Source organism: Nonomuraea sp. NPDC050310 (assembly GCF_040655795.1).
Lineage (GTDB): Bacteria > Actinomycetota > Actinomycetes > Streptosporangiales > Streptosporangiaceae > Nonomuraea.
Window position 1 is genome coordinate 79,369 of sequence record NZ_JBFAKP010000007.1, and the last position, 26,658, is coordinate 106,026.

Genomic DNA, 26,658 nt, shown 5'->3' on the forward strand with positions numbered 1-26,658 from the left:
CCATGCTAGGCGCCCGCGCCGCCGCCGGGCCGATCCGTCGCGTCCTCGGGTTCGGCCGCCGGGGTGAGCTGGAGCGGCGTGCCGCGGCCGGCGGCGAGCTCGCGCCCCTGGGTGAGCGTGTAGTCGAGCTGCCGGGCCAGCATCGGCAGGCTCGCCGGCGGCAGGTAGGCGTCGGCCCCGGCGTCGAGCAGCCGCCGGACCGGGCCGTGGTATTGGACGCCGAGCTCGTCGTCCTCGATCTCGGTGATGATCACGCGGGCCTTCGGGAACATCGCCCGGAGCGCGCCGATCAGCTGCGGGCTGCCCGCCGGGACCAGCAGCACGTCGGTGGTCTTGGGGGCGGCGTGCAGGTCGAGCACCACGTAGTCGTCCCCGAGCTGGTCCGACAGCGCGACCCGGGCCGCGCGGGACAGCTCCATCGCGGTGGCGACGACGGTCACCCCGTCGAGCTTCACCGGCTCCTCCTCCGGAGCGGTTTCGGCGGCGGCCTCGAGGCCCACGACCGCGCCCTCGACCACGGCGACGGTGCTGGCGACGGTCGCGATCGACGCCTCGTCCCTGGTGATGACCAGGGTCTCGCCCGGCCCGAGCGCGTCGATCAGCGCGACGACCTCCTCGGGCAGGCGGCCCACGTCGATCCGCTGCTTCGGGCGAGGGGCGCGCTTGCGGATCTTCACGCCGCGCCCGCCGGGGGCGTGGCGCTCCACCAGATGATCACAAAAGCCCCTTCCGCTGCCGTGATCTGTTTGGATGCCGCGCCAGGCCCTTTGGTTCGCCGCCGCCGGGAATTCGGGGCTCCAGCTTCAGCGGCCGAGCCCGGCGAAGAAGGCCCGCACGTCGGCGGCGAAGGCCTCCGGCTGCTCGGCGGGCAGGAAGTTGCCGCCCTCCTCCAGCTCGCTCCAGTGCACCACGGGCGCGTTGCGCTCGGCGTAGCGGCGGATGGTGATGTCGGTCTTCTTGGCCAGCGCGACGCCCAGCGGGACGGTGCTGGCCGGCTTCGGCGCCCAGGCGCCCGGGTCGTGGGCGTTCTCGAAGTAGAGGTTGGCCGAGGAGCCGGCCGTACCGGTGAACCAGTACAGGCTGACGTTGGCCAGCAGCAGGTCGAGGCCGACGGCGTCCTCGGGCAGCTCGGCGGCCGGGTCGGTCCACTCCTTGAACTTCTCCGCGATCCAGGCGAGCTGCCCGGTGGGGGAGTCGTGCAGGCCGTGGGCGAGGGTCTGCGGGCGGGTGGACTGCTGCACGTTGAAGCCCATCATGTCGTCGCGGAAGTGCTGCAGCCGGGCCAGCCGCGCCTGCTCGTCCTCGGTCAGGCCGGCGAAGTCGGCCGGGTCGTCGGAGGGGAAGGTCACGTAGCCGTTGACGTGGGCGCCGATGACGCGCTCCGGCGCCAGGCGGCCCATCTCGACCGCGTACCAGGCGCCGCCGCCCTGGCCCTGCACGCCGAAGCGGGGGTAGCCGAGGCGGTCCATCAGCTCCAGGAAGGCGGCGGAGATCCGCCCGGTGTTCCAGCCGGCCTCGGTGAGCGGGCCGGAGAAGGCGACGCCCGGGACGTTCGGGATGACCAGGTGGAAGTGCTCGCTCAGCAGCTCGACGATGGGCAGGAACACGACGTAGGAGGCGGGCCAGTCGTGCGCCAGCAGCAGCGGGACCGCGTCGGGGTCGGCCGAGCGGATGTGCGCGAAGTGGATGTCCTGGCCGTCGATCTCGGTCACGAACTGGGGGAGCTCGTTCAGCCGGGCCTCCATGGCCCGCCAGTCGAAGCCGTCGGCCCAGTAGGCGGCCACCCGCTTGAGGTAGTCGACCGGTACGCCGCGGCTCCATCCCTGGCCGGGGATCTCCGTGCCCCAGCGGGTACGGCGGAGCCGGTCGCGGAGGTCGTCGAGGTCGGCCTGCGGGATGGATACCTGGAAGTCGCGGATCATGGGAGGCTCCCTCTTCGGAACGGCTTGTTCTGTTCCAGAATAGCAGAACGGAATGCTTCATTCCATAGGGGCGGCGTAAGTGTTCGCGATGGCCGTGGCACGCTCGCGCAGACGGGTCCGCAACCACTCGGGCGACAGCGCCTCGGCACCGGTCGCGAGCTGCCACAACGCCCATTCGGCATGCCGGCGGTCCTGGAAGCTCACCTCCATGCGCAGGCGGCCGTCGGCCTCCGCCTCCTCGGAAAGCACGGCCAGCGCGGTCGTCACCAGGGCCTCACGCTGCCCCGGATGCAGCCGCACCCGCACGACGACCTGCTCGCCGCCGGTGCGGAAGCGGGTGCTGCGGTCCCGCCAGGCCTGGTCCAGATCCACCCGGTCGGGCCGCTGGGCCGGTTCCGGCAGTTCCTCGGCGGCCCGCACCCGCGACAGCCGGTAGGTGCGGTCCTCGCCGGACCTCGTGGCCAGCAGGTAGCCCTGGTCGCGGACGGTGACCAGGCCGATCGGGTCCACCGTGCGCCACTCCGCGCCCTGCCCCGAGGCGGCGTAGTGGATGCGCAGCCGGTGCCCGGCCAGCACCGCCCGCCGGATCTCCGCGACCACCGCGTCCGGCACCTCCTGCTCGGGGCTCGTCCGCCGGGAGAGCAGGTCGGTCTCCGGGTCGATGAGCAGCCGTTCGGCCGCGCCGGCCGCGGTGACGCGATAGCTCTCCGGCAGCGCGTCCACCACCTTGAGCATCGCCGAGGCCAGCGCCGAGCCCAGGCCGAAGGCCTGCGCGCCGCGCCGCGAACCGGCGATCAGCAGGGCGAGGGCCTCGTCGTGGTTCAGCCCGGTGAGCTCGGTACGGAAGCCGGGCAGCAACGCGAAGCCGCCGTGCCGGCCGCGCTCGGCGTAGACCGGGACGCCCGCCGCGGACAGCGCCTCGATGTCGCGCAGCACCGTCCGGGTGGAGACCTCCAGCTCCCGCGCCAGCGCGGCCGCCGACAGCCGGCCGTGCTGCCGCAACAACAGGACCAGCGAGACCAACCGGTCGGCGCGCATGAGAAGACCCTAACCAGGCCGCCCGGCCGCGAAGCACCGGTCACCCCGTAGCCGGGCCGCCCGGCCGCGAAGCACCGGTCACCCCGTAGCCAGGCCGCCTGGCCGCGAAGCACCGGTCACCCCGTCAGGCGGTGAAGAACTCCAGCAGCTCCGGCGCCAGCGCCCGCGGCTCCACGTTGTGCGCCTGTCCCTCCAGCACGCGATGCACCCCGTGCGGCAGGGCCTTCGCCACGGCGAGCCCGGCGAGCCTCATCCACCCCGGGCTCAGCTCCCCGTTGAGCACCAGCGCCGGCCGGTCGAGCCGGCCGAGCAGCGCCTCCGGAAGCCGGTTGCCCGGCCCCATGACGTGCGCCTCGTAGGCGAGCGTGTGCGCCAGTGCCTCCATGCCGCCCCATGACTCGTGCGCCCGCATGGCCGCCACCGCCTCAGCGGGCAGCTCGACCGCCGCGACCATGAACGCCTCCACCGCGTCGCCGCGCCGGCCCGCGCGCACCAGCGCCTCCAGCTCGCCCGCCAGGCCGTACGGCAGGCGGGGCGCGCTGTCGTCCACGTGGTAGGGCGGCTCCCAGAGCGCGAGCTTGCCGATCGCCGGGCAGGAGGCCGCCGCGCGCACCGCCAGCGCCGCCCCCGACGACCCGCCGAACACCAGCGCCGGCCCGCCGCCCGCCTCGACGAGCGCCACCAGGTCCTCGACCTCGCGCTCGACCGCGTACGGCTGCGTGTCGGTGCTGCCGCCCCGGCCCCGGCGGTCGTAGTTGACCACCGTGAACCACGGCGCCAGCGCGGCGGCCACCCCTCGCAGCGTGGGGTGGTCCCGGCCGGTGAAGGCGCCGTGCACCAGGATCACCACCGGCCCGCTGCCGCATCGGTCGTAGGCGATCCGGGTGCCGTCGGCCGAGGTGACGTACCCGCTCACGGGATCAGGGCTCACGCCTGGACCAGGCACAGGGCGGCCCAGTGGTGGCCGTCGGGGTCGGCGAAGCTGCGCGAGTAGCGCCCACCGGCGGTGACCGGCTCGCCGATCTCGGTGCCACCGGCGGCGATCGCCTTGTCCAGCAGCTCGTCCACCTGGCCCTGGTCGTCGAGACCGAGCACGAGGATGGCCTGGGTGGACTTGGCCGGGTCGGCGATCTCGTTGCGGGCGTACCCGGCGAAGGCCGGCTCGGTGAGGAGCATCACCTGGGTGCGCTCGCTGATGACCACCGAGGCCATGTCGTCCATCATGCCGAAGATCTGGAAGCCCAGGTCGGTGAAGAAGGCCTTGGAACGGGGGAGGTCCTTGACCGGGAGGTTCACGAAGAGCGTGTAGGACATTTCCGCTTCCTTTCGGAGTGGTCGGCTTATGTCCACCAGGATGGTCCGGAGGCGCCCGCCGGGGCTTGCATCTGCGTGCCACCCGCTTGCCGATCCGTGCCACGAAGCAGCCGGGCCCGGCGGTACTCCGAGGGCGGCAGGCCGTACGCGGCGCGGAACAGGCGGCTGAAGTGCGCGGAGTCCGGTAAGCCCCAGCGCGCGGCGATGGCGGCGACGGGGGTGTCGTGCAGGGCCGGGTCGGCCAGGTCGCGGCGGCAGCGTTCGAGCCGGCGGTGCCGGATCCACGCCGAGACGGTGGTGTCCTGCGTGGCGAACAGCCGGTGCAGGTGCCGCAGCGAGAGGTGGTGGGCCGCGGCGACCGTCGCGGGGGCGAGGGACAGGTCGCCCAGGTGGTCCTCGATGAAGGCGTGCACCCGGAACAGCAGCATCCGGGTCTGCGACTCCTCGGGCGCCTCGGCGGCCCGGCCGGCGTGCTCGGCGACCGCGGTGCCGATCAGGTCGGTGACCACCGTGGACAGGCGGGCGGCGCTGGCCGGCTGGTAGCTCTCCACGTCGGTGGCCACCCGGCGCATCAGCGGCGCGGCCAGCGCGCCGGTGCCGTCGCCGGTGGGGATGGGCACCGCGGTGAGCCGCCCGATCGACTCCACGTGCACCATGTCGCGCGGCAGGCTGAAGACGGCCAGGTGCACGCCGGAGTTGTAGGCCAGGTCGTAGGGGCGGGCGAAGTCGTAGACGGCGAACTCGCCCTGGCCGAGGCGGGCCTGCCGGTCGTCCTGGGAGACCACGACCTGGCCCGACATGACCAGCACGACCCGGTAGAGCTCGGGGCCGCCGCCCCGGATGAGCCCTCGGGTGCGGTGCACGCTGTGCGGCGTCGAGGTGCGGATGCGGCCGACGCCGACCGAGCCGAGCCGGCCGGAGTGGATCTCGCCCTCCAGCGGTGCGTCGCGGTTCATGCGCACGTCGAGCGGACCGAGGGTGTCGCAGATGACGCTCAGCCAGGCGTCGGTACGGCGGGTCGCCGCCACGTCGTCCGTGCGGATCAGGACAGCCACGGACCAACTGTAGTCATCCGGCGGGCCTCCTGCGGAGAGCTCGAGGTCAGACGGAGGCGGCGGTCAAGCGGAGGGCCGGGGCCGGGTCATGAGGGGGCGGTCAGGCGGTCACCTTGGTGAGAAAGCCCGCCACGTGGCCGCTGGTCCGCGCGACCTGCTCCTCCAGGCTGAGCGACTCGGGCAGCCGGCCGCCCGGCCCGACCTCCTTCTTGCCGCGCAGGTAGAGCGAGCACGCCAGGTCGCTGCAGAGGTAGGCCCCCACGGAGTTGCCCTGCTGGCCGTCGCGCCCGGCCCGGCGGGCGGTCATGAGCGCCACGCCGTCCCCGCTGTGCTGCGTCAGGCAGAAGGAGCACATGCTGCGCCGTACGTGCCCGGCATGCGGCGCGGCCAGCCGCAGCGCCACTCCGACCAGAGCGTCGCCGGACTCGGCGACCAGGTAGGCCCGCTCGGGCGAGGCGGGGTCGCGCCAGCCCAGGAAGTCGAGGTCCTCCCACGGCCGCGCGGCCAGGTCGCGAGGGACGGCCAGCCGCTTGGCCTCGCCCTTGGTGCAGTTGACGAAGGACGCGCGGATGTCCGCCTCGGTTATCGCTCTCATGCGTTTCACCGTAGCTTTTCCTATGACCTCTAGGCAAATGATTAACCACCCTAGGCAGGCGGCTCCTCGATCGGGAACAGGATCGGGCTGAGCAGGTACTGCGCGCGATCGGGCGCGGGCGGATGGGCCAGCGCGGGCACGATGGCCTCGCGCAGCCTGGCGATCAGCTCCTCCAGTTCCTCCCGGCTGAGCCAGACCCCGTGCTGGCGGTAGCCCACCAGGTCGGCCGCCGGGTCGGCGTGCTCACGGTCGAGGTAGGCGTTGAACTCGGCGAGCAACGCGGTCATCGCCACGGCGAAGACGCGCCGGTGGTCCTCCGGCGTCGCCGCCGTGACCGCGGCGGGGTCGAGGGCCGCCCGCTCCTGCCGGAGCCGGTAGTGCCGCTCCACCGCGCCGCGCACCCGCCGCTCCTCGGTCACCTCCAGGACGCCTCCGGCCACCAGCAGGTCGATGTGCCGGTAGACGGTGGCCTTCGAGACGTCAGGGATGCGGGCGCACAGGTGCGAGGTGGTGAGGGTCCGGCCGCCGCGCAGCGCGTGCACGATGCGGAGCCGGACCGGATGTGCCAGAAGCTCCAACGGGTCCACGACCCTACGATCTCATGCTGTGTTACCTTTCTCAAAAATGAGAAAGGTGTGAGTCGAATGGGACACGATCCGCAAGCGGTCGCGGTGGCGATGGTCGGGTTCGCGCGGGAGGGACGCTTCGCCGAGGTCACGCGGGCCTTCGCGCCCGCTCTCCAGGCGCTGGTGCCGGAGGAGACGTTGCGGCTGGCGTGGGAGAGTCAGGTGGCCCGGCTGGGACCGATCACCGGGATCGGCGGGCCGAGCGCCGAGCCCGCACCCGGCGGCGAGGGGCCGGTGCTGGTGAGCGTGCCGGTGAGCTACGAGCGGGGCGAGCTGAGGGTGCTCCTGGCGGTCGACGAGCAGGGCTCGCTGCACGACCTCCGGCTCGTGCCCGCGCCGGCCGAGCCGTGGGCCGCTCCGCCGTACGCGCGCCCGGAGCGCTTCGAGGAGCACGAGGTCACCGTGGGCTCCGGCGAGCTGGCCGTACGAGGGACGTTGAGCCTGCCGCGCGGGCGCGGGCGCGGGCCCTGGCCGGGCGTGGTGCTGCTCGGCGGCGGCGGGCCGTTCGACCGCGACGGGAGCGCCGGCCCGAACAAGCCGCTCAAGGACCTGGCCTGGGGACTGGCCGGGCACGGCATCGCGGTGCTGCGCTTCGACAAGGTGACCCACGCGCACGCCGGGCAGGTGGCCGCGCGCCCGGACTTCACGATGAGCGACGAGTACGTCCCGCACGCCGTCGCCGCCGTCCGCCTGCTCCAGCGCCATCCGGACGTGGACGCGGCCCGCGTGCACGTCGCCGGGCACAGCATGGGCGGCAAGGTCGCCCCGCGGGTGGCCGCCGCCGAGCCGTCCGTGGCCGGGCTGGTGCTGCTGGCCGCCGACGCCCAGCCCATGCACCACGCCGCCGTGCGCGTGCTCCGGCACCTGGCCGCGGCCCAGCCGGGCCCGGCCGCCGAGGCCGCGGTCGAGGCGATCACGCGGCAGGCCGCCGTCGTCGACGGCCCGGACCTGTCGCCCTCGACGCCCGCCGCCGACCTGCCGTTCGGGCTGTCCGGAGCGTACTGGCTGGACCTGCGCGGCTACGACCCGGTCGCGGCCGCGGCGGCCCTGGACACGCCGATGCTCATCCTCCAGGGCGGGCGCGACTACCAGGTGACCGTCGAGGACGACCTGGCGCGCTGGCGAGCGGGCCTGGCCCACCGGCCGGACGTCACCATCCGCGTCCACGCCGCCGCCGACCATCTGTTCTTCGCCGGGACCGGCCCGTCCACGCCCGAGGACTACGACCGGCCCCAGCACGTCGACCCGGCGGTCGTCGCCGACGTCGCGGCCTGGCTGGACGCGCAGCCGGCCAGGAAACCGGGCGCGTGAGGACTGCCCGGCGACTCGCCGGGCAGTCTCCCGCCAAGATCCTCGCGAATCCGGCCCGCGGTGGCGGAGGATGGGGGACGCAGGCCGTCCGAGCAGCGATGACGAGTCGATACTTGTGCGAATCTCTTTCTTGAATCATTCATGTTTATTAGCGTGTACGGTGGGACCATGACCGCATCTCAGCAGCCGACCACCGCCGAGGAACTGCGGGGTGCCGGCCTGCGGGTGACGGCCGCCCGCGTCGCGCTGCTCGAGGCCGTCCGGAAGGGTGACCACCTCGGGGTCGAGGCGCTCGCCTCAGGAGTGCGCGAGCGGGTCGGCCACGTCTCCCTCCAAGCCGTCTACGAGGGCCTGCACGCGCTCACCGCCGCGGGGCTCATCCGGCGCATCGAACCGCCGGGCAGCCCGGCCCTGTTCGAGGGGCGGGTCGGCGACAACCACCACCACATCGTGTGCCGATCGTGCGGAGCCGTCGCCGACGTCGACTGCGCGGTCGGCGCGGCCCCCTGCCTGACCGCCTCCGACGACCACGGCTTCTCGATCGACGAGGCCGAGGTCATCTACTGGGGCTTGTGCCGCAACTGTTCCTCCGTGAGCTGATTCGGAAGGATTCCCATGACCGAGAACCACGACGCGTTCCCTGACACCAAGAACACGGGTGAAGCGGGCGGCTGCCCGGTCGCGCACGACTCCGTGACCGCCCACGGCAGCGAGAGCGAGAACCCCGCGATCGACTCGCCGACCCCGAAGACCGGCGGCCGGCCGCGCACCAACCGCGACTGGTGGCCCAACCAGCTCGACCTGTCGATGTTGCGCGCGCACTCCTCCAAGAGCAACCCGCTCCCGCAGGGTTTCAGCTACGCCGAGGAGTTCGCCAAGCTCGACGTCGAGGCGCTCAAGCGGGACATCACCGAGGTGCTGACCACCTCCCAGGACTGGTGGCCGGCCGACTTCGGCCACTACGGCGGCCTGATGATCCGGATGAGCTGGCACGCCGCGGGCACCTACCGCATCCACGACGGCCGCGGCGGCGCCGGCGACGGCGGCCAGCGCTTCGCCCCGCTCAACAGCTGGCCGGACAACGCCAACCTGGACAAGGCCCGCCGCCTGCTGTGGCCGGTCAAGCAGAAGTACGGCCAGCAGATCTCGTGGGCCGACCTGCTCGTGCTGGCCGGCAACGTGGCCCTGGAGTCGATGGGCTTCAAGACCTTCGGCTTCGGCTTCGGCCGCGAGGACGTCTGGGAGGCCGAGGAGATCTTCTGGGGCCCCGAGGACGCCTGGCTCGGCGACGAGCGCTACGTCTCCGACAACTCGATGGCGCCCGAGGTCGGCGCGACCGAGATGGGCCTCATCTACGTCAACCCGGAGGGCCCGCGCGGCAACGCCGACCCCGCCGCGGCGGCGCACTTCATCCGCGAGACCTTCGCCCGGATGGCGATGAACGACGAGGAGACCGTCGCGCTCATCGCCGGCGGCCACACCTTCGGCAAGACCCACGGCGCCGGCATCGCCGACAACCACGTCGGGCCGGAGCCCGAGGCCGCCCCGCTGGAGGCGCAGGGTCTCGGCTGGCTGAGCAGCCACGGCACCGGCAAGGGCCCGGACACCATCACCAGCGGGCTGGAGGTGACCTGGACCGACCGGCCGACACAGTGGAGCAACCGCTTCTTCGAGATCCTCTTCGGCTACGAGTGGGAGCTCACCACGAGCCCCGGCGGGGCCAAGCAGTGGGTCGCCAAGGACGCCGAGGCGATCATCCCCGACCCGTTCGACCCGGCGAAGAAGCACAAGCCGACGATGCTCACGACCGACCTGTCGCTGCGCGTCGACCCGGAGTACCAGAAGATCTCCCGGCGCTTCCTGGAGAACCCCGACGAGTTCGCGCTGGCCTTCGCCAAGGCCTGGTACAAGCTGCTGCACCGCGACATGGGCCCGGTCAGCCGCTTCCTCGGCCCCTGGGTGCCCGAGCCCCAGCTCTGGCAGGACCCGGTGCCGGCCGTCGACCACGAGCTGGTCGGCGAGAACGACATCGCCGCGCTGAAGGCCAAGATCCTCGACTCCGGCCTGACCACCGCGCAACTGGTCACCACCGCCTGGGCCTCGGCGGCGAGCTTCCGCGCCACCGACAAGCGCGGCGGCGCCAACGGCGCCCGCATCCGGCTGGAGCCGCAGCGCAACTGGGAGATCAACCAGCCCGCGCAGCTCGCGGCGGTCCTGCCCGTGCTGGAGGGCATCCAGCGCGAGTTCAACGCGGCCGGCGGCGCGAAGATCTCGCTCGCCGACCTGATCGTGCTGGCCGGCTCGGCCGCGGTGGAGAAGGCGGCCCGCGAGGCCGGCGTGCCGGTGACCGTGCCCTTCCACCCGGGCCGCACCGACGCCAGCCAGGAGCAGACCGACGTCGAGTCCTTCCGGGTGCTCGAACCGCGCGCCGACGGCTTCCGCAACTACGTCCGCCCCGGGGAGAAGACCCCGCCGGAGACGTTGCTCGTCGACCGGGCCTACATGCTCAACCTGACCCCGCCGGAGATGACCGTCCTGGTGGGCGGCCTGCGCGCGCTCGGCGCCACCTACGGCGGCACCCGGCACGGCGTGCTCACCGACCGGCCCGGCGTGCTCACCAACGACTTCTTCACCAACCTGCTCTCCCCGGGCACCCGGTGGAAGGCGTCGGAGTCGGAGGAGCACGTCTACGAGATCCTCGACGTGAGCACCGGCGAGCTGAAGTGGACCGCCACCGTGGTGGACCTCATCTTCGGCTCCAACTCCCAGCTCCGTGCCCTGGCCGAGGTCTACGCCAGCCAGGACGCCCGCGAGCGGTTCGTGACCGACTTCGTCGCGGCCTGGACGAAGGTCATGGAGCTCGACCGCTTCGACCTCCGCTGATCTCCGCCTGCCCCAGAGCCCGGCCGGACCTTCGGGTCCGGCCGGGCTCTCGCGTCACCGGGGGGCTGCGGGGGGAAAGCCGACGGCGGGCAGGATCGCCTGGTCGACGATGGCGGCGAGCTCCTCGTCGGACGGCGCGGTCCCGGTGTCGATGAGGCGCTTGGTGACCAGGGCCTCGCCGAGGTCGGCCGCGACGGGGGTGAGCCGCTCGGCGGGGAAGCGGCCCTGGTCGGCGTAGTGCTGGAGCACGGTCCTGGTGAAGGTGCCGCCGCGGCCGGCGAAGACGCGCTCGAACAACGCCTCCGACATCAGCGCCATGCTCTTGGGGTCGGTGAGGATCGCCTTGACCGCCCGCCCGGCCGGGCTGAGCGCCCAGTCGGCCATCAGGCGCAGCGACCGGATCAGGTCGCCCCGCAGGTCGTCGGCGGCGGGGGTGGGCTCCTCGACGGGATGGTGGTGGTAGAGCGCGTCGAGCAGCACCTCGACCGGGTCCGACCAGCGGCGGTACAGGGTCGTGCGCGGGGTGGCGGCGCGGCGGGCGATGCCGTCCATGGTCAGCCGTCCCGGCCCCACCGCCAGTGCCTCCTCCAGCGCGGCGTCGTGGATGGCCTTGATCAGTGCCTCACCGCGGCGGCGCGGCCGGGCGTTGTGCTCGTTCATCGACACCCCCTTGCTTAGCTACACGGTTGTAGCTTACCTTGGCCGATAGCTACAGTCGTGTATCTAATTCCAAGGGGACCCCCATGTCCATCGCCCCACCGGCACCCCTCCCCGGGGCCACCCCGGTCGCCAGCCGCGCCCTGGCTCCCGACCTGGCGCGCGGCCTCATGTTGCTGCTCATCGCGCTGGCCCACGCGCACATGTACCTCTCCGGCCACGAGGCGGGCTTCCGCGGCTACGCCCTCGACGGCAGCGGGCTCGACCGGCTCGTCGCCGGGATCCAGATCCTCCTGGTGGACGGGCGCGCCCTGCCCATGTTCGCCGCCCTGTTCGGCTACGGCCTGGTGCAGCTCGCCAACCGGCAGGCGGCCACCGGCCGGAGCTGGCCCGAGGTGCGCAAGGTGCTGCGCCGGCGCAGCCTGTGGCTGCTGGCCTTCGGCTTCTGCCACGCGTTGCTGCTGTTCTTCGGCGACATCCTCGGCGCGTACGGGCTGATCGGGCTGGTCCTGGTCGGGTTCGTCCGGCGCGAGGACCGGGCCGTGCTGCGCGCCGCGGTGATCGGCGTCGTGCTGCACGTCGTGGTGCTGTTCGGCTTCGGGTTCCTGACCGTCTCGGCGCCCAAGGGCGACACCCCGGCCGCCATCGCCGACCCGCTGGAGGCGATCGTCATGCGGCTGATCGGCTGGTCCGGGATGACGCCCACCTACTTCGCAGCCAGCGTGGTGCCGGCCTTCCTGTTCGGCCTCTGGGCGGCGCGGCGCCGCCTGCTGGAGCAGCCCGAGCCGCGCCTGCTCTCCCGGGTCGCCGTGGTGGGCACGGCCCTGGCCCTGGTGGGCGGGGTGCCGCTGATGCTGATCGACACCCGGCTCTGGGCGCCGGCCGACCTGGTCGCGGTCTCGGCCTACGCCCTGCACAGCGTGACCGGGATCGCCGGTGGCCTCGCCTACGCGGCGATCATCGGGCTGGTCGCCGGCCGGACGCGGCGCGGGCGGCCGGGGCCGGTCGTGCGGGCGCTCGTGGCGTGCGGGCAGTGGTCGCTGACCTGCTACCTGCTCCAGTCGGTGATCTTCGTGGCGGTGTTCGCGCCCTATGCGGGTGGGCTCGGCACGCGGGTGGGGGACGCCGCCGCGTCCGGCATCGCCGTGCTCACCTGGCTGGTCACCGTACTGCTGGCCGCGCTGCTGTCCGGCCGCGGCCGGCGCGGACCGGCCGAGGCGGCCCTGCGCAGACTGACGTACGGTCGCCGGTGAGCCGGACCTGTGCAGGCTGACGTACGGTCGCCGGTGAGCCGGCCTTGGGCGGGTTGACGTACGGTCCCGAGTGGGCCGGCCTTGGGCGGGCTGACGTACGGTCCCGAGCGGGCCGGCCTCACGCGGGCGCGGCGACCCGGTGGAAGAAGGCCACCTGGTCGGCCCCCACCCGGTCCCGCAACTCCGGATCGGTGTAGAAGCTGAAGTGGGTCCCCGGATAGACGCGCAGCTCCCCCAGCGGGGCGCTCCCGGCCAGGGCCCGGGTGCTCTCCAGGGGCGTCTCGCGATCCTCCGCCGCGGCGCACACCAGCAGAGGACAGCCCAGCCGGGCGGCCGCCTCGGCGGGCCGGTACCGCATCATGCCGAGCAGCCCCCGAGGCGCCACCATGTTGACCCACGACGTGGAGCCGCCCCCGGTGAGCGCCTCGATGTGCCGCCCGGCCTCGGCGGTCGCGGTCACCGCGAGCTGCCCGGGCCGGCCCACCATCGGGATGTAGAAGGGCCGGAGCCCCAGCCGGCCCCGCAGCGCGTCCCAGCCGATCGCGCCCAGCAGGCGCAGCGTCTCCCAGGCCGAGCGGCCCTCGACCTTCTTCGGGAAGCCGTTGAAGGGGATCTGCGCCACGACCCCGGCGATCCGCGGGTCGCCGGCGGCCACCGTGACGGCGTGCGCGCCGCCCAGCGAGTTGCCCCACAGCAGCACCCGGCGCGGATCGACCCGCTTGTGCCCCCGGGCGAAGGCCACCGCGGCGCGCAGGTCGGCGAGCTGGCCGTCGATGTCCGGGACCTGGCGCGGCTCCCCGCCGCTCTCGCCGAAGCCGCGGTAGTCGAAGACCAGCGCCGCCAGCCCCGCCGCGGCGAAGCGCTCGGTGTGCTCGACGAGCCGGTCCATGGTCCCGCTGAACCCGTGGCAGAGCACCACGCACGGCACCGGGCCGGGCTCGTCCGGCAGGACCAGGTACCCGGCGCATTCGACGCCGCCGGAACGGAAGGACACCTTCGTACGCATACGGATCAACCCCACCGGTCTAGACTGACTGCCGGTAGGGACTCTAGCCCAAGAACTGACCGCAGGTAAGTGAAGCCGATGACGTCCGAGCGCATCCTGGAGGCGGCGCGCGCCCTGTTCGCCGCCCGCGGCTACCGCGCGACCTCCATGCAGGCCATCGCCGACCGGGTCGGCATCACCAAGGCCGCCCTCTACTACCACTTCGACTCCAAGGAGCACCTGCTCCAGCACCTCACCATCCCGCTGCTGGACGAGCTGGAGGCGGTGCTGGCCGAGGCCGAGGCGGGCGACGACCCCGAGCGGGTGCGGTGGCGGGCGATCGAGGGCTACGTCGACGTCCACCTGCGCCACCGGCACACGCTCACCATGCTGGTCAAGGACATGACCCTGCTGGTGCAGGCGCCGATCGCCGACCGGTTCCGCGCGGCGATCGCCCTGGCCAACGACCTGGTGGCCGGCCCGGGCGGCGGCCTGGAGCAGCGGGTCCGCGCCTGCCAGGTGGTCGCCGGCCTGGCCGACCCCGTGGTGCTCTTCCGCGACGAGCCGGCCGAGCGGCTGCGCGCCCTCATCCTGGCCGGGGCCCGGACCCTCCTCGGCGACCCGCTTCCGGCCGCGCCACCGGCCCCGGTCCCGGCACGTTCCCGGCCCCGGGGGCGCGGGGGCGGGCGGCCCAGCCTGCTCGGCCCCGCCCAGGCCGCCCAGGCCCGTGCCCTGCACGCCGACGGCGTGGCCGCCGAGGAGATCGCCGCCCGCTTCCAGGTGTCCAGGGCGACCGTCTACCGCTATCTCAAAACTTCAGAATCTGAGATTTGATTATGAGACTGCGTTCCTAGATCTCGCGCAGGGCGGGCAGCAGGTCGGCCTCGGCCCAGTTCAGGAAGTCCTCCTGGCGGTCGGCGCCGATCTGGCAGAGGGCCACGTGCGTGAAGCCGGCGTCCACGTAGGCGCGGACCGCCTCGACATAGGCCTGGACGTCGGGCCCGCACGGGACGCTGGCGGCCACGTCCTCGGCGCGGACGGTCTGCGCGTGCGCCTCGAAGTTCACCGGCGCCGGCAGCTCCGCCATGACCTTCCAGCCCGCCGTCCCCCAGCTCCAGAGCCGGTGGGCGCGCTCGCGGGCGGCCTCGGCGTCGGTGTCGTAGCTGACCGGGATCTGGCCGTACTTGGGCCGGCCGGGCTGCCCGGCGGCGTCGAACGCCTGGACCAGCTCGGCCTTAGGCTCGGTGGCGACCAGCGCGTCGCCCAGCTCGGCGGCGATCTCCACCGACGCCTTGCCCGAGACGGCCACGCCGATCGGCACCGGCGAGTCGGGCAGGTCGAACAGCTTGGCCGACTCCACGGTGAAGTGGTCGCCCTCGTAGGAGACGTAGTCGCCGGTGAAGAGCGCGGTGATGATCTCCAGCGCCTCGGCGAGCATCTCGTGCCGCACCCGGACCGCCGGCCAGGCGTGCCCGATCACGTGTTCGTTGAGGTTCTCCCCGGCGCCGACGCCCAGGGTGAAGCGCCCGTCGGACAGCACGCCCATCGTCGCCGCCTTCTGCGCCACCACCGCCGGGTGGTAGCGCATCGTCGGGCAGGTGACGAAGGTCATCAGCGGGATGCGCTCGGTCGCCTGGGCCGCCGCGCCGAGCACCGACCACGCGTAGGCCGCGTGCCCCTGGGCCTCGATCCACGGGAAGTAGTGATCGGAGATGACCGAGAAGTCGAAGCCCACCCGCTCGGCGACGACGAGGTCGGTGATGAGCTGTTTGGGCGGCGTCTGCTCGCACAACATCGTGTACCCGAATTGCGTCATGCCCCTCGGCATACCCCTTTACCAGGCGTTATGCCCCTCCGAGCAGGGCGTCCCAGTCTGCCTGGAAGCGCTCGATGCCGTAGCGCGCCAGCGCCGCCCGGCGGGCCGCCTCGCCGTACTCGCGGGCCAGGGCGGGGTCGCCGACGAACTCCGACAGGGCGGAGACGAGGACCGGCAGCTTGGTGGAGATCACCCCGGCCTCCGGCGGCACCGCCTCGACGGCCTCGGTGGCGGCCAGCGCGACGACCGGCAGGCCGATCATCATCGCCTCGATCAGCGCCAGGCCGAGCGAGGTCCAGCGGTAGGGGTGCAGGTAGGCGCGGCGCTCGGCGAGGGCGGCGTGCATCTCCCGCTGCGACAGGTCGTAGGCGGGGTACGGCAGGCCGCCGGCCTTCATGCCGAACAGGTCGAGCGGCACCCGGAAGTGCGGCAGCAGGTCGGTCCCGGCCACCCGCAGGCGGCGCACGGGCTCGTTGACCACCACGCCCGCCCGGTCCAGGACGCCGGTGTAGAGATGCCCGGGATCGACCACGCCGTGCTCGATGATCCGCACCGGCGCCTGCCCGTTGTCCCAGAACAACGCGTTGAAGTGGGTGACGTGCACGATCGGGACGGCCGACTGCCCGGCCAGCGGGTGGCGGGTCTCGGGCACGTCGCCCTTGGGGGTGTTGTGCTCGACGTAGATGCCGGGCGGCACGGTGCCGAGCCATTCCCGGGCCAGGTCGAGTTCCTCCATGCGCTGGTAGACGACGACGTCGAAGCGCTCGTGGCGCAACCGATCCCAGGGCACCTCGCGCACCGAGTCCGGCCAGGGGAAGGTCTGGGCCCGGCCACGGCCGAACGGCCCGCGATCCGGGAGCAGGGGGACGACGTAGGAGTGGGCGCCCTGGACGAAGGAGGTGGCCCAGGATCCGTGCACGTGCCAGAACAGGATGTTCAGCGGAGCCGGCATACGGCAGCGGTTACCCGCGCCCGGCGGGTCCTAACCGCGCGAAAACTACTCTCCGTGACAACGTGCAGGTCTGCATGCCTGTGAGCTGCACTTTTCGGGAGGCCTTGGGTTGAGAAGCGCTTCTCTGGGTAGCGCTTCTAACCGGTCTCCATCCCGGTCTCCAGCAAGGAGTGCGCGGTGAGATTTCTCGGGATCAACGCGATTTTCCACGACCCGGCAGCCGCTCTCGTCATCGACGGGAAGATCGTCGCCGCTGCAGAGGAGGAAAGGTTCAGCCGCCGCAAACACGGCAAACGTCCGGTGCCCTTCTCGGCCTGGGAACTACCGGAGCAGGCCGCCGCCTGGTGCCTGGAGGCGCACGGGCTGCGCCCCGAGGACCTGGACGGGGTCGCCTACTCCTACGATCCGGCCCTCGTCCGCGACACCGTCGCACCCTGGGAGGACCTGCGCACCACCTACGCCCGCCGCGCGCCCAACTTCCTGGCCACCGCGCTGCCCGGCCTCGATCCGGCGCAGGTGGAGTTCGTGCCCCACCACGTGGCCCACGCCGCCAGCGCCGGGCTGGCCGCGCCGTACGAGGAGTGCGCGGTGCTGGTCTGCGACGGCCGCGGCGAGGCGGTCTCGCACCTGGCCGGCGTCTACGTCCAGGGCGAGCTGACCACGCTGGCCGCCCAGGAGCTGCCGCACTCGCTCGGCCTGATGTACGAGGAGGTCACCGAGCACCTCGGCTTCCTGCGCTCCAGCGACGAGTACAAGGTCATGGCGCTGGCCTCCTACGGCAAACCGCGCTTCCTGCCCGACTTCCGTCGCCTGGTGGCCGCGACCGGCGACGGCGGCTTCCACGTCGCGCCGATCGACTGGGCGATCTACGCCAAACGGCTGCGCAAGGGCGAGAGCTGGACGCAGGAGCACGCCGACCTGGCCGCCACCGTGCAGACGCGGCTGGAGGAGGTCCTCCTGGACCTGGCCCGCTGGCTGCACGAGCGGACCGGGCAGCGCCGGCTGGCCATGGCCGGGGGAGTGGCGCTCAACTGCGTGGCCAACACCCGGCTGCTGGCCGAGGGGCCGTTCGAGGAGATCTGGGTGCAGCCGGCCGCCGGCGACTCGGGCACCGCGCTGGGCGGGGCGCTGCACCTGGCCGCCACGCGCGGCGAGCGGGCCGCCCCGATGCCCGGGGCCGACCTCGGGCGCGGCTGGAGCGAGGAGGAGATCGCCGCCTGGCTGGACGTGGCCCGCGTGCCGTACAGCCGGCCCGCCGACCTGGCCGAGGAGGTGGCGCGGGCGCTCGCCGACGACCTGATCATCGCCTGGTTCCAGGGGCGCAGCGAGTACGGCCCGCGCGCGCTCGGCCGGCGCTCGCTGCTGGCCCATCCGGGCCACGCGCGCAACACCGAGCGGCTCAACGACGTGAAGGGCCGCGAGCAGTTCCGGCCGATCGCGCCGATGGTGCTGGAGTCGCGCGCCCACGAGATCTTCGGCCGGGGGCCGATGCCCTCGCCGTACATGCTGTTCGTGCACGACGTGCGCCCCGAGTGGCGCGATCGGATCCCGGCCGTGGTCCACGTCGACGGCACGGCCCGCATCCAGACCGTCTCCGAGGACGGCGACCCGCTGCTGGCCCGCACCCTGGCCCGCTTCGAGGCGCTGTCCGGGCTGCCGGTCGTCGTCAACACCAGCCTGAACACCGCCGGCCGCCCCATGGTCGACTCGCCGCGCGACGCGCTCGAATGTTTCGGCTCCTCGCCGGTGGACGTGCTGGTGCTGGGTCCGTTCGTGATCAGGAGGGCCACATGGTCACCGTCGTGATTCCGACCGTCGGCCGGGCCTCCCTGCGGGCGGCGATCCCGGACGGGCTGCCGGTGATCGTGGTCGACGACCGCCCCGGCGAGGGCGAGCCGCTCGACGTGCCCGCCCACGTGCGGGTGCTGCGCTCGGGCGGGCGCGGGCCGGCCGCCGCCCGGAACGTGGGCTGGCGGGCGGCCGGCACCGAATGGGTGGTCTTCCTCGACGACGACGTGGTTCCTGGCCCCGGCTGGACCGAACGGCTGGCCGCCGACCTGGCCGTGCCCGGCATCGACGGCAGCCAGGGCCGCATCGAGGTGCCCTTGCCGACCGACCGCCGGCCCACCGACGCCGAGCGCAACACCGCCGGGCTGGCCACGGCCGAGTGGATCACCGCGGACCTCGCCTACCGGCGCGCCGCGCTGGAGGAGGTCGGCGGGTTCGAGGAACGGTTCCCGCGCGCCTACCGGGAGGACGCCGACCTCGCGTTGCGGCTGGCCAAGGCCGGGTTCCGGCTGGCCCGCGGCGAGCGGGTGACCGTCCACCCGGTCCGGGACGACGGCTGGTTCGCCAGCGTGCACCGCCAGCGCGGCAACGCCGACGACGCGTTGATGCGCCGCCTGCACGGACGCGAGTGGCGCTCGATGATCGGCGCCACCGGCCTGCTGCCGCGGCACGCCCTGACCACCCTGCTGCTCCTGCTGAGCGGCCGGTCCCGGCTGGCCTTCCTGGGCTGGGCGGCGCTGACCGCCAAGTTCGCCTGGGAACGCATCGAGCCCGGGCCGCGCACGCCGGAGGAGATCGCCACCATGGTGGTCACCAGCGCGCTCATCCCGCCCGCGGCGTGCTTCCACCGGCTCCGGGGCGAGCTGCGGCTCCGGCTGGCCGACACGGCGCTGGAGACGGCGCCCGCCCTCGGTGTGCAACCGGCCGAGGTCGCCTCCTGATGGGCCGCCACGTGCTGGTCGCCCGGCTCGACAACGCCGGCGACGTGCTGCTGGCCGGGCCGGCCGTGCGAGCGGTGGCCCACACGGCCGGTCGGGTGACGCTGCTGGTGGGACCACTGGGCCGGGCGGCGGCCGAGCTGCTGCCCGGCGTCGCCGAGATCGTCGAGTGGCGGGCCCCGTGGATCGACGCCGCCGCCCCGCCGGTCAGCGCCCACCACGTGGCCCGGCTGATGCGCGGCCTGCCCGAGGTGGACGAGGCGATCATCCTCACCTCCTTCCACCAGTCAGCGCTGCCTCTGGCGCTGCTGCTGCGCCTGCACGGCGTCGAGCGGATCACCGCCATCAGCAACGACTACCCGGGCTCCCTGCTCGACGTGCGGGTCCAGGTCGACGAGAGCATCGACGTGCCCGAGGCCGAGCGCATGCTCGCCGTCGCCCGGGCGGCGGGCTACACCCTCGCCGGCGGCGACGACGGCCGCCTCGCCGTACGCCGTCCGCTGCCCGGGACGGACCACCTGACCGGCCCGCCCGGCTACGTGGTCGTGCATCCGGGAGCCAGCGTCCCCGCCCGCGCCTGGCCGGCCGGGCGGCACCGCGAAGCCGTCGCCGCCCTGGCCGAGGAGGGCCTGGCCGTGGTGGTGACCGGCGGCCCCGGCGAACGTGAGCTGACCGCCGAGGTGGCCGGATCGCACGGCCTCGACCTGGGCGGCCGGACCAGCCTGCCGGAACTGGCCGGGATCCTGGCCCGCGCCGGCGTCCTGGTCTCGGGCAACACCGGCCCCGCGCATCTGGCCGCCGCCGTGGGCACGCCGGTGGTCAGCCTGTTCGCCCCCGTCGTGCCCGCCGGACGCTGGGCCCCCTACGGAGTGCCCAGCGTGCTCCTGGGTGACCAGCACGCCCCCTGCCGCGCCAGCCGCGCGCGGTTGTGTCCCGTTCCGGGTCATCCCTGCCTGACCGACGTGTCGGCCGAGCAGGTGGTGAAAGCAGTGAGGGAGCTCATCAGATGAAAATCGATCTCATCTCCGAGCACGCCGACCCGCTCGCCGTGATCGGCGGCGTCGACTCCGGCGGACAGAACGTGCACGTCGCCGCACTCGCCGAAGCCCTGGCCGCCCGCGGGCACGACGTGGTCGTGCACACCCGCCGGCACTCGCCCGACCTGCCGTCCAGCCTGCCGCTGGCCGGCGGCGCCCGCGTCAGCTACATCACCGCCGGACCCGCCGCGCCGATCCCCAAGGACGACCTGCTCCCGCACATGGGCGACTTCGCCCGCGAACTGGCCCGCATCTGGGCCGGACGGCCGCCGGACGTGGCGCACGCGCACTTCTGGATGAGCGGCCAGGCCGCCCTGCGCGCCGCCGGCCGCGCCATCCCGGTGGTGCAGACCTTCCACGCGCTCGGCAGCGTCAAGCGCCGCTGGCAGGGCCGCGACGACACCAGCCCCGCCGGCCGCGTCGAGGTCGAGGCGGCGATCGGCCGCGCCGCCGCCGCGGTCCTGGCCACCTGCCACGACGAGATCGGCGAGCTGACCGCCATGGGCGTGCCCGAGGAACGGCTCAGCATCGTGCCCTGCGGCGTGGACCTGTCCCTGTTCCGCCCGCAGGGCCGCATCGCGCCCCGCCCCGGCATCCACCGGGTGCTCAGCATCGGCCGCCTGGTCCCGCGCAAGGGCGTGGACACCGTGCTGCGGGCGCTGCGCGAGGTGCCCGGCGCCGAGCTGATCATCGCTGGCGGCTCGGCCGCCGACCCCGAGGCCGTCCGGCTGGTACGGCTGGCCGAAACCCTCGGGCTCACCGGCCGGGTCAAGGTGATCGGCAGCGTGCCGCGCGACCGCGTCCCCGAGCTGATGCGCTCGGCCGACGTGCTGGTGACCGTGCCCTGGTACGAGCCGTTCGGCATGGTGCCGCTGGAGGCGATGGCCTGCGGCGTGCCGGTGATCGCCTCGGCGGTCGGCGGCCACCTCGACACCGTCGCCGGCTACGGGGTGCTCGTCCCGCCCCGCAAGCCGCACCTGCTGGCCCGGGCCCTGCGCGAGCTGCTGGAACAGCCGGAGCGCCGGGCCTGCCTGGGCGCCTCCGGCGCGCGCCGCGCCGCCGAACGGTACGGCTGGCCCCGCGTCGCCGAGCGCACCGAGCAGATCTACCAGCGAGTCGTCCGCGGAGCCCGGCTCCGCATGGCACCGGCGGGAGGATGAGCATGCACGCCCACCTGTCCAGACTGCGAGACGCCCTGGCGATGGTCGACGCCCAGTCCGCGACCGTCGAGGCCTGGGGCCGCAAGCTCGCCGTGCTGCTGCGCGACGGCGGCCGCCTGCTGGCCTGCGGCAACGGCGGTTCGGCCGCCGAGGCGCAGCACCTGACCGCCGAGCTGGTCGGCCGCTACAAGGGCGAGCGCCAGCCGTTCGCCGCCATCCCGCTGCACGCCGACACCTCCACGGTCAGCGCGATCGCCAACGACTTCGGCGCCGAGGAGGTCTACGCCCGCCAGGTGCGCGCGCACGGCCGCCGCGGTGACGTGCTGATCTGCCTGTCCACCAGCGGGTCGAGCCCCAACGTGCTGGCCGCGGCCCGGGCCGCGCAGGAGAGCGGGCTGATCGCCTGGGCGCTGACCGGGCCGGCGCCCAACCCGCTGGCCGAGCTGTGCGACGAGGCCGTGGCGGTTCCGGAGGCCGAGACCGCCACCGTCCAGGAGGTGCACCTCGCCATGATCCACATGCTCTGCGAGTCGGTCGAGGAGGGGTGTCAATGAAGCGGGGACCGCTGGTCGTCGTGGGCGACTGCCTGCTCGACGTGGATGTGGAGGGCGAGGCCGCGCGCCTGGCCCCCGACGCTCCGGTGCCGGTCGTGGAGGGGACGAGCGAGCAACTGCGTCCCGGCGGGGCGGGGCTGGCCGCGTTGCTGGCCGCCCGCGACGACGACGAGGTGATCCTGGTGACCGCCCTCGGCGACGACGACGCCGGCCGTACCCTGCACAGCCTGCTCGCCGGGCGGGTCGAGGTGGTCCGGGTGCCGATGCGCGGCACCACCGTGCGCAAGACCCGGGTGCGGGCCAGAGGGCAGACGCTGGTCCGCATCGACACCGGCGACGGCCGGGCGGCCGGCGCCGACCCGGCCCGCGCGGCGCTTCGCGACGGGCCCGTGGCCGCCGTGCTCCGCCGGGCCGGCGCGGTGCTGGTCTCCGACTACGGCCGGGGCGTCGCCGAGGCGGCCCGGGAGCTACTGGCCGGGCTGGACGTGCCGGTCGTGTGGGACCCGCATCCCCGAGGCGCGCTCCCGGTGCCCGGCTGCGCCCTGGTCACGCCGAGCGAGGCCGAGGCCCGGGTGCTCTGCCGCGAGCCGTACACCGGCCCGGACCAGGCCGCGCGGCACCTGACCGACCTGCTGCGCGCCCGCGCGGTGGCGGTGACCATGGGCGCGCAGGGCGCGAGCCTGGCCTGCGCGGACGGCCACCACACCCGGGTGCCGCCGCCCGCCCTCGGCTCCGGGCAGGACGCCTGCGGCGCGGGGGACCGGCTGGCCTCCGCCGCCGCGCTCGCCCTGCGCGCCGGCCGCTCGGCCGAGGAGGCGGTGGCCGCCGGGGTCGCCGAGGCCTCCCGGTTCGTGGCCGAGGGCGGAGCCGCCGCCATCCGGCTCAAACGCGCCGAGATGGGCGACCGCCCGCGCACCGCCATCGAGGTGGCCGAGCTGGTTCGCGCCTCCGGCCGCCAGCTCATCGCCACCGGCGGCTGCTTCGACCTGCTGCACGCCGGGCACGTCAGCCTGCTGCGCCGGGCCAGGGCGCTCGGCGACGCGCTGATCGTCTGCGTCAACTCCGACGAGTCGGTGCGGCGGCTCAAAGGCCCGGGCCGCCCGCTGGTCGGCCAGCGCGATCGGGTCGAGGTGCTGCGCGCGCTCGGCTGCGTGGACGCCGTCCTGGTCTTCGAGGAGGACACCCCCGAGGCGGTGATCGAGCAGGTGCGCCCGCACGTCTGGGTGAAGGGCGGCGACTACTCCGAGCGCCGCCTGCCCGAGCAGGAGGTGCTCGACCGCATCGGCGCCGAGGCGGTCGTGCTGTCCAGCGTCCCCGGCCGTTCCACCACCAACCTGATCGCCGCCGCACAGAAGGAGCGTTGAATGAACGTGCTGATCACCGGAGGAGCCTCCGGGCTGGGCCTGGCCACCGCGCGGGCCGTCGCCAAGGCGGGCTGGCGCCCGCTGGTGGTGGACGTGCGGCCGGTCGAGGAGTTCGACCACGCCGTCGCCGACCTGGCCGAGCGGGCCCAGGCCGAGCGGGCCGTCCGCGAGCTGGCCGAGCGCGCGGGCGGGCTGGACGGCGTGGTCACCGCGGCCGGCGTGGACGCCTGCGGGCAGCTCGGCGACGTGGACGCGGACGCCTGGGAGCGGGTGATCATGGTCAACCTGCTCGGCACCGCCTCGGTGGTGCGGGCGGCGCTGCCGTACCTGCTCGACTCGCACGGCCGGGTGGTCACCTGCGCCTCCACGCTGGGGCTGCGGGCGCTGAGCGACGCCACCGCCTACTGCGCCTCGAAGTTCGGCGTGGTCGGCTTCAGCCGCGCGCTGGCCGCCGAGCTCGCCGGCCGGGTCGGGGTGACCATGCTGGTGCCCGGCGGGATGGCCACCGCCTTCTTCGACGACCGCGCCGAGCAGTACAAGCCGGGGCCCGACGCCAAGCTCAACAAGCCGGAGAACGTGGCGCAGACCATCGTCTTCGCCCTGTCGCAGCCGGCCGGGTGCGAGGTGCGGGAGCTCGTGGTCTGCCCCTCGACGGAGAGCTCGTGGCCGTAGTCGCGCTGCGCGGGCTCGGCCTGGGGGACCTGCTGGTTGCGGTGCCCGCCCTGCGGGCGCTGCGGCGCGGCTTCCCGGGCCGGCGGCTCGTGCTGGCCGGGCCGGCCTCGCTGGCGCCGCTGCTGCCGGTGGACGAGGTGGTGGAGGTGCGCGGCCCGGGGCCGGTCCCGGTCCGGGAGCCGGAGGTGGCGGTCAACCTGCACGGCAAGGGGCCGCAGAGCGTCGAGGCGCTGCGCCGTACCCGCCCGGGGCGGTTGCTGACCCACGGCGAGGACGGCCCGCCCTGGCGGGAGGAGGTACACGAGGTGCGGCGCTGGTGCGAGCTGCTCGAGTGGTACGGCCTGGCCGCCGACCCGCTCGACCTGCGGCTGGGCTCCCACCTCGGCGGCGGGCCGATCGTCGTGCACCCGGGCGCCGCCTACCCCGCCCGGCGCTGGCCCGCCGAACGCTTCGCGAAGGTGGTGGCGGCGCTGCCGGGCGAGGTGGTGGTGACCGGCAGCGCGGACGAACGCCCGCTGGCGGCCGAGGTGGCCGAGCTGTCCGGCGGGCGGGCCGAGGTCCTGGCGGGGGAGACCGACGTGCCCGCCCTCGCCGACCTGGTCCGGCGCGCCCGGCTGGTGATCTGCGGCGACACCGGCGTGGCCCACCTGGCCACCGCGTACGGCACGCCGTCGGTGCTGCTGTTCGGCCCCACGCCGCCGGCCCGGTGGGGCCCGCTGACCGATGGGCCGCACGTGGTGCTGTGGAAAGGCTCGGAAGGAGATCCGCACGGCCGCTCGGTCGACCCCGGGCTGCTGCGGATCGAGGTATCGGACGTCCTGGAGGCGATCTCATGCGTGCGGTGGTGACCGGCGGAGCGGGCTTTCTCGGCTCCTACCTGTGCGAACGGCTGGTCGAGCAGGGCCTGGAAGTGGTCTGCCTGGACAACTTCCTGACCGGCGTCGCCGACAACCTGGAAGGGCTGCTCGGCCGGATCGAGATCATCGACTGCGACCTGACCGGCTTCGTGCACGTGCCCGGCCCGGTGGACCTGGTGCTGCACTTCGCCTCGGCCGCCTCGCCCGCCGACTACCTGGCCTACCCGGTCGAGACGCTCAAGGTGGGCAGCCTGGGCACGCTGCACGCGCTCGGCCTGGCCCGGCAGAAGGCGGCCCGGTTCGTGCTGGCCTCCACCAGCGAGGTCTACGGCGACCCGCTGGAGCACCCGCAACGGGAGAGCTACTGGGGCAACGTCAACCCGGTCGGCCCGCGCAGCGTCTACGACGAGGCCAAGCGCTTCGCCGAGTCGCTGACCACCGCCTACCGCAACACCCACGACGTGGACACCGGCATCGTGCGGATCTTCAACTCCTACGGCCCGCGCATGCGCCCGCACGACGGGCGCGCCATCCCGACCTTCATCCGGCAGGCGCTGGCCGGCGAGCCGATCACCGTCACCGGCGACGGCTCGCAGACCCGCTCCATCTGCTACGTGGACGACACCGTCGAGGGCGTGCTGCGGCTGGCCCGCAGCACCTTCGCCGGCCCGGTCAACATCGGCAACCCGAACGAGCTGACCATGCTGGAGCTGGCCACCACGATCCGCGAGCTGACCGGGTCGTCGTCGGAGATCCGCTTCATCGAGCGGCCCGAGGACGACCCCATGGTCCGCCGGCCCGACACCACGCTGGCCAAGCTCGAACTCGGCTGGGAGCCGCGGGTCGACCCGATCGAGGGATTGCGCAGAACGATCGACTGGTTCTCGGCTGTTCGCGGGGAATATCACGCTAAGTGACCGGGTAGCGACCCAGCGTGGAACACAACACCGAGAGCCTGGCTCTTCTTATCGTGCACGGCACCGAGTTGCCCAACAGTGACATCACCTACCTGGCCGACGGCGCCCGCGAGCGCGGCCACCGGCCCTTGGTGGTGCCCTGGACCGAGCTGAGCGTCTGCCTCGACGAGTTCGGCCCGCAACTGTGCGCCAACGGCCGCCCGCTGGTGGTCGACGGCATCATCCACCAGCTCTCCACCGACGCGCTCGGCGGGCTGGCCGTCCTGGCGGCGGTGGAGGAGCGGGTCCCGCACCTCAACTCCGCCGACCCCGTGTTGCGCTCGGCCGACAAGTTCGCCACCCACGTACGGCTGGCCGCCCACGGCGTGCCCACGCCCGCCACCGCCTTGTGCCCGAACGACCGCGAGCTGCGGGCCTTCGCCGCCGCCTTCGGCTACCCGGTGGTGCTCAAGCAGCCCGACGGGGCCCGCGGCGCCGAGGTCGCCCTCGCCCGCGACGCGGCGGAGCTGCCGGCCAAGGCCGCCTCGATCCGCGAGCGCGGCCACACCCTGCTCGTCCAGCGCTTCTACGCCGAGGCCGCGGGCTGCAACCACCGCGTGCTCGTGGTCGGCGGGCGCTTCTTCGCCGCCGCCGAGCAGCGCGGGCGCCCCGGCGACTTCCGCTCCAACGGACCCGGCGACGTCTCGCGGCCGGTCGAGCTGACCGAGACGGAGATCGCGGTCGCCGAGCAGGCCGCCCGCGCCGCCGAACTCGACCTGATGAGCGCCGACCTGCTGCGCACCGCCGACGGCCCGGTGATCCTGGAGACCAACTCCTTCCCGAACTTCGGCGGCTTCGACGGCATCGACGTGCGCCGGCCCATCCTCGACCTGATCGAGGCCAAGTGCGCCGCCCGCCGCCGCGCGGCCGCCGCCCCGCCCGTCACCGCCGCCGCGGAGGTCCTCGCGGGTTGAGGATCGGGGTA

At 73.8% G+C, this 26,658-nt stretch carries 27 protein-coding genes; 15 read left to right on the plus strand and 12 right to left on the minus strand.

The features are described 5' to 3' along the window. Positions 1 to 5 precede the first annotated feature (5 nt). From AB0I67_RS19305 to AB0I67_RS19340, 8 genes are all read right to left on the minus strand, one after another. On the minus strand, positions 6 to 707 hold the full coding sequence (locus tag AB0I67_RS19305; RefSeq protein WP_357925075.1) for a hypothetical protein: 702 nt from the start codon (positions 705 to 707) through the stop codon (positions 6 to 8). A gap of 96 nt (positions 708 to 803) precedes the next feature. Further along, positions 804 to 1,922, minus strand: a complete 1,119-nt coding sequence (locus AB0I67_RS19310; protein ID WP_357925078.1) for an epoxide hydrolase family protein — start codon at positions 1,920 to 1,922, stop codon at positions 804 to 806. 57 nt (positions 1,923 to 1,979) lie between these two features. Beyond that, positions 1,980 to 2,960, minus strand: a complete 981-nt coding sequence (locus AB0I67_RS19315) for a WYL domain-containing protein (RefSeq protein ID WP_357925081.1) — start codon at positions 2,958 to 2,960, stop codon at positions 1,980 to 1,982. A 124-nt stretch (positions 2,961 to 3,084) separates the two neighbouring features. Next, on the minus strand, positions 3,085 to 3,891 hold the full coding sequence (locus AB0I67_RS19320) for an alpha/beta hydrolase (RefSeq protein ID WP_357925084.1): 807 nt from the start codon (positions 3,889 to 3,891) through the stop codon (positions 3,085 to 3,087). After that, the gene (locus AB0I67_RS19325) at positions 3,888 to 4,274 is read right to left on the minus strand and encodes a VOC family protein (protein ID WP_357925086.1); all 387 of its coding nucleotides are present in this window, start codon (positions 4,272 to 4,274) and stop codon (positions 3,888 to 3,890) included. The genes AB0I67_RS19320 and AB0I67_RS19325 overlap by 4 nt, the downstream gene beginning before the upstream one ends. Positions 4,275 to 4,300: 26 nt before the next feature. Further along, positions 4,301 to 5,329, minus strand: coding sequence for a helix-turn-helix domain-containing protein (locus tag AB0I67_RS19330; protein WP_357925088.1), 1,029 nt, complete (start codon positions 5,327 to 5,329; stop codon positions 4,301 to 4,303). 100 nt (positions 5,330 to 5,429) lie between these two features. Further along, positions 5,430 to 5,924 (minus strand): FBP domain-containing protein, encoded by a 495-nt coding sequence (locus tag AB0I67_RS19335; protein WP_357925090.1) that lies wholly within the window; start codon positions 5,922 to 5,924, stop codon positions 5,430 to 5,432. A gap of 50 nt (positions 5,925 to 5,974) precedes the next feature. Then, on the minus strand, positions 5,975 to 6,511 hold the full coding sequence (locus AB0I67_RS19340) for a helix-turn-helix domain-containing protein (protein WP_357925093.1): 537 nt from the start codon (positions 6,509 to 6,511) through the stop codon (positions 5,975 to 5,977). A 57-nt stretch (positions 6,512 to 6,568) separates the two neighbouring features. Here AB0I67_RS19340 and AB0I67_RS19345 point away from each other — a divergent pair, with 57 nt between their 5' ends. From AB0I67_RS19345 to katG, 3 genes are all read left to right on the plus strand, one after another. After that, positions 6,569 to 7,861: an alpha/beta fold hydrolase gene (locus AB0I67_RS19345; RefSeq protein WP_357925096.1), complete on the plus strand. Its 1,293-nt coding sequence runs from the start codon at positions 6,569 to 6,571 to the stop codon at positions 7,859 to 7,861. A 168-nt stretch (positions 7,862 to 8,029) separates the two neighbouring features. Continuing rightward, positions 8,030 to 8,461, plus strand: a complete 432-nt coding sequence (locus AB0I67_RS19350) for a Fur family transcriptional regulator (RefSeq protein ID WP_357925099.1) — start codon at positions 8,030 to 8,032, stop codon at positions 8,459 to 8,461. Between the two features lie 15 nt (positions 8,462 to 8,476). Next, a complete protein-coding gene (gene katG / locus AB0I67_RS19355; RefSeq protein ID WP_357925101.1) occupies positions 8,477 to 10,744 on the plus strand; it encodes a catalase/peroxidase HPI in 2,268 nt (755 codons plus the stop codon). A 54-nt stretch (positions 10,745 to 10,798) separates the two neighbouring features. Here the strand turns inward: katG and AB0I67_RS19360 are convergent, their stop codons facing one another. Continuing rightward, positions 10,799 to 11,404 (minus strand): TetR/AcrR family transcriptional regulator C-terminal ligand-binding domain-containing protein, encoded by a 606-nt coding sequence (locus AB0I67_RS19360; protein WP_357925104.1) that lies wholly within the window; start codon positions 11,402 to 11,404, stop codon positions 10,799 to 10,801. A gap of 83 nt (positions 11,405 to 11,487) precedes the next feature. Here AB0I67_RS19360 and AB0I67_RS19365 point away from each other — a divergent pair, with 83 nt between their 5' ends. Next, on the plus strand, positions 11,488 to 12,654 hold the full coding sequence (locus AB0I67_RS19365) for a DUF418 domain-containing protein (protein ID WP_357925107.1): 1,167 nt from the start codon (positions 11,488 to 11,490) through the stop codon (positions 12,652 to 12,654). 118 nt (positions 12,655 to 12,772) lie between these two features. On the opposite strand, the gene AB0I67_RS19370 is transcribed toward AB0I67_RS19365, so the two are convergent. Next, positions 12,773 to 13,660, minus strand: coding sequence for an alpha/beta fold hydrolase (locus AB0I67_RS19370; RefSeq protein ID WP_357925110.1), 888 nt, complete (start codon positions 13,658 to 13,660; stop codon positions 12,773 to 12,775). 78 nt (positions 13,661 to 13,738) lie between these two features. Here AB0I67_RS19370 and AB0I67_RS19375 point away from each other — a divergent pair, with 78 nt between their 5' ends. Further along, positions 13,739 to 14,473: a TetR family transcriptional regulator gene (locus tag AB0I67_RS19375; RefSeq protein ID WP_357925113.1), complete on the plus strand. Its 735-nt coding sequence runs from the start codon at positions 13,739 to 13,741 to the stop codon at positions 14,471 to 14,473. Between the two features lie 16 nt (positions 14,474 to 14,489). Here the strand turns inward: AB0I67_RS19375 and AB0I67_RS19380 are convergent, their stop codons facing one another. Further along, the gene (locus AB0I67_RS19380) at positions 14,490 to 15,455 is read right to left on the minus strand and encodes a TIGR03557 family F420-dependent LLM class oxidoreductase (RefSeq protein WP_357925115.1); all 966 of its coding nucleotides are present in this window, start codon (positions 15,453 to 15,455) and stop codon (positions 14,490 to 14,492) included. A gap of 28 nt (positions 15,456 to 15,483) precedes the next feature. Beyond that, the gene (locus AB0I67_RS19385) at positions 15,484 to 16,407 is read right to left on the minus strand and encodes a glycosyltransferase (protein WP_357925117.1); all 924 of its coding nucleotides are present in this window, start codon (positions 16,405 to 16,407) and stop codon (positions 15,484 to 15,486) included. A 177-nt stretch (positions 16,408 to 16,584) separates the two neighbouring features. On the opposite strand from AB0I67_RS19385, the gene AB0I67_RS19390 reads away from it, so the two are divergent. From AB0I67_RS19390 to AB0I67_RS19435, 10 genes are read left to right on the plus strand one after another with little or no spacing between them, the layout of a single operon-like run. Next, positions 16,585 to 18,213, plus strand: coding sequence for a carbamoyltransferase C-terminal domain-containing protein (locus AB0I67_RS19390; protein ID WP_357925119.1), 1,629 nt, complete (start codon positions 16,585 to 16,587; stop codon positions 18,211 to 18,213). Further along, on the plus strand, positions 18,198 to 19,136 hold the full coding sequence (locus AB0I67_RS19395; protein WP_357925122.1) for a glycosyltransferase: 939 nt from the start codon (positions 18,198 to 18,200) through the stop codon (positions 19,134 to 19,136). The genes AB0I67_RS19390 and AB0I67_RS19395 overlap by 16 nt, the downstream gene beginning before the upstream one ends. Next, on the plus strand, positions 19,136 to 20,143 hold the full coding sequence (locus AB0I67_RS19400; protein WP_357925125.1) for a glycosyltransferase family 9 protein: 1,008 nt from the start codon (positions 19,136 to 19,138) through the stop codon (positions 20,141 to 20,143). The genes AB0I67_RS19395 and AB0I67_RS19400 overlap by 1 nt, the downstream gene beginning before the upstream one ends. Then, a complete protein-coding gene (locus AB0I67_RS19405) occupies positions 20,140 to 21,330 on the plus strand; it encodes a glycosyltransferase (protein WP_357925128.1) in 1,191 nt (396 codons plus the stop codon). The genes AB0I67_RS19400 and AB0I67_RS19405 overlap by 4 nt, the downstream gene beginning before the upstream one ends. Before the next feature lie 2 nt (positions 21,331 to 21,332). Next, a complete protein-coding gene (locus tag AB0I67_RS19410; RefSeq protein ID WP_357925130.1) occupies positions 21,333 to 21,884 on the plus strand; it encodes an SIS domain-containing protein in 552 nt (183 codons plus the stop codon). Continuing rightward, the gene (locus AB0I67_RS19415; RefSeq protein ID WP_357925133.1) at positions 21,881 to 23,248 is read left to right on the plus strand and encodes a PfkB family carbohydrate kinase; all 1,368 of its coding nucleotides are present in this window, start codon (positions 21,881 to 21,883) and stop codon (positions 23,246 to 23,248) included. The genes AB0I67_RS19410 and AB0I67_RS19415 overlap by 4 nt, the downstream gene beginning before the upstream one ends. Continuing rightward, positions 23,249 to 23,920, plus strand: coding sequence for an SDR family oxidoreductase (locus AB0I67_RS19420; protein WP_357925136.1), 672 nt, complete (start codon positions 23,249 to 23,251; stop codon positions 23,918 to 23,920). It abuts the gene before it with no gap. Continuing rightward, entirely contained in the window at positions 23,911 to 24,768 is an 858-nt protein-coding gene (locus AB0I67_RS19425) for a glycosyltransferase family 9 protein (RefSeq protein WP_357925140.1), read from the plus strand. Before AB0I67_RS19420 ends, AB0I67_RS19425 begins: the two co-directional genes overlap by 10 nt. Further along, a complete protein-coding gene (locus AB0I67_RS19430) occupies positions 24,753 to 25,694 on the plus strand; it encodes a UDP-glucuronic acid decarboxylase family protein (protein ID WP_357925142.1) in 942 nt (313 codons plus the stop codon). Before AB0I67_RS19425 ends, AB0I67_RS19430 begins: the two co-directional genes overlap by 16 nt. Before the next feature lie 17 nt (positions 25,695 to 25,711). Next, positions 25,712 to 26,647, plus strand: coding sequence for a hypothetical protein (locus AB0I67_RS19435; RefSeq protein WP_357925143.1), 936 nt, complete (start codon positions 25,712 to 25,714; stop codon positions 26,645 to 26,647). The last annotated feature ends 11 nt before the right edge of the window (positions 26,648 to 26,658 follow it).

Coding starts and splice junctions, on each gene's coding strand:
- AB0I67_RS19310 (WP_357925078.1), bottom strand. CDS start 1,922: ATGATCCGCGACTTCCAGGTATCCATCCCGCAGGCCGACCTCGACGAC.
- AB0I67_RS19315 (WP_357925081.1), bottom strand. CDS start 2,960: ATGCGCGCCGACCGGTTGGTCTCGCTGGTCCTGTTGTTGCGGCAGCAC.
- AB0I67_RS19325 (WP_357925086.1), bottom strand. CDS start 4,274: ATGTCCTACACGCTCTTCGTGAACCTCCCGGTCAAGGACCTCCCCCGT.
- AB0I67_RS19335 (WP_357925090.1), bottom strand. CDS start 5,924: ATGAGAGCGATAACCGAGGCGGACATCCGCGCGTCCTTCGTCAACTGC.
- AB0I67_RS19345 (WP_357925096.1), top strand. CDS start 6,569: ATGGGACACGATCCGCAAGCGGTCGCGGTGGCGATGGTCGGGTTCGCG.
- AB0I67_RS19350 (WP_357925099.1), top strand. CDS start 8,030: ATGACCGCATCTCAGCAGCCGACCACCGCCGAGGAACTGCGGGGTGCC.
- katG (WP_357925101.1), top strand. CDS start 8,477: ATGACCGAGAACCACGACGCGTTCCCTGACACCAAGAACACGGGTGAA.
- AB0I67_RS19360 (WP_357925104.1), bottom strand. CDS start 11,404: ATGAACGAGCACAACGCCCGGCCGCGCCGCCGCGGTGAGGCACTGATC.
- AB0I67_RS19365 (WP_357925107.1), top strand. CDS start 11,488: ATGTCCATCGCCCCACCGGCACCCCTCCCCGGGGCCACCCCGGTCGCC.
- AB0I67_RS19370 (WP_357925110.1), bottom strand. CDS start 13,660: ATGCGTACGAAGGTGTCCTTCCGTTCCGGCGGCGTCGAATGCGCCGGG.
- AB0I67_RS19375 (WP_357925113.1), top strand. CDS start 13,739: ATGACGTCCGAGCGCATCCTGGAGGCGGCGCGCGCCCTGTTCGCCGCC.
- AB0I67_RS19380 (WP_357925115.1), bottom strand. CDS start 15,455: ATGACGCAATTCGGGTACACGATGTTGTGCGAGCAGACGCCGCCCAAA.
- AB0I67_RS19385 (WP_357925117.1), bottom strand. CDS start 16,407: ATGCCGGCTCCGCTGAACATCCTGTTCTGGCACGTGCACGGATCCTGG.
- AB0I67_RS19395 (WP_357925122.1), top strand. CDS start 18,198: ATGGTCACCGTCGTGATTCCGACCGTCGGCCGGGCCTCCCTGCGGGCG.
- AB0I67_RS19400 (WP_357925125.1), top strand. CDS start 19,136: ATGGGCCGCCACGTGCTGGTCGCCCGGCTCGACAACGCCGGCGACGTG.
- AB0I67_RS19405 (WP_357925128.1), top strand. CDS start 20,140: ATGAAAATCGATCTCATCTCCGAGCACGCCGACCCGCTCGCCGTGATC.
- AB0I67_RS19410 (WP_357925130.1), top strand. CDS start 21,333: ATGCACGCCCACCTGTCCAGACTGCGAGACGCCCTGGCGATGGTCGAC.
- AB0I67_RS19415 (WP_357925133.1), top strand. CDS start 21,881: ATGAAGCGGGGACCGCTGGTCGTCGTGGGCGACTGCCTGCTCGACGTG.
- AB0I67_RS19420 (WP_357925136.1), top strand. CDS start 23,249: ATGAACGTGCTGATCACCGGAGGAGCCTCCGGGCTGGGCCTGGCCACC.
- AB0I67_RS19430 (WP_357925142.1), top strand. CDS start 24,753: ATGCGTGCGGTGGTGACCGGCGGAGCGGGCTTTCTCGGCTCCTACCTG.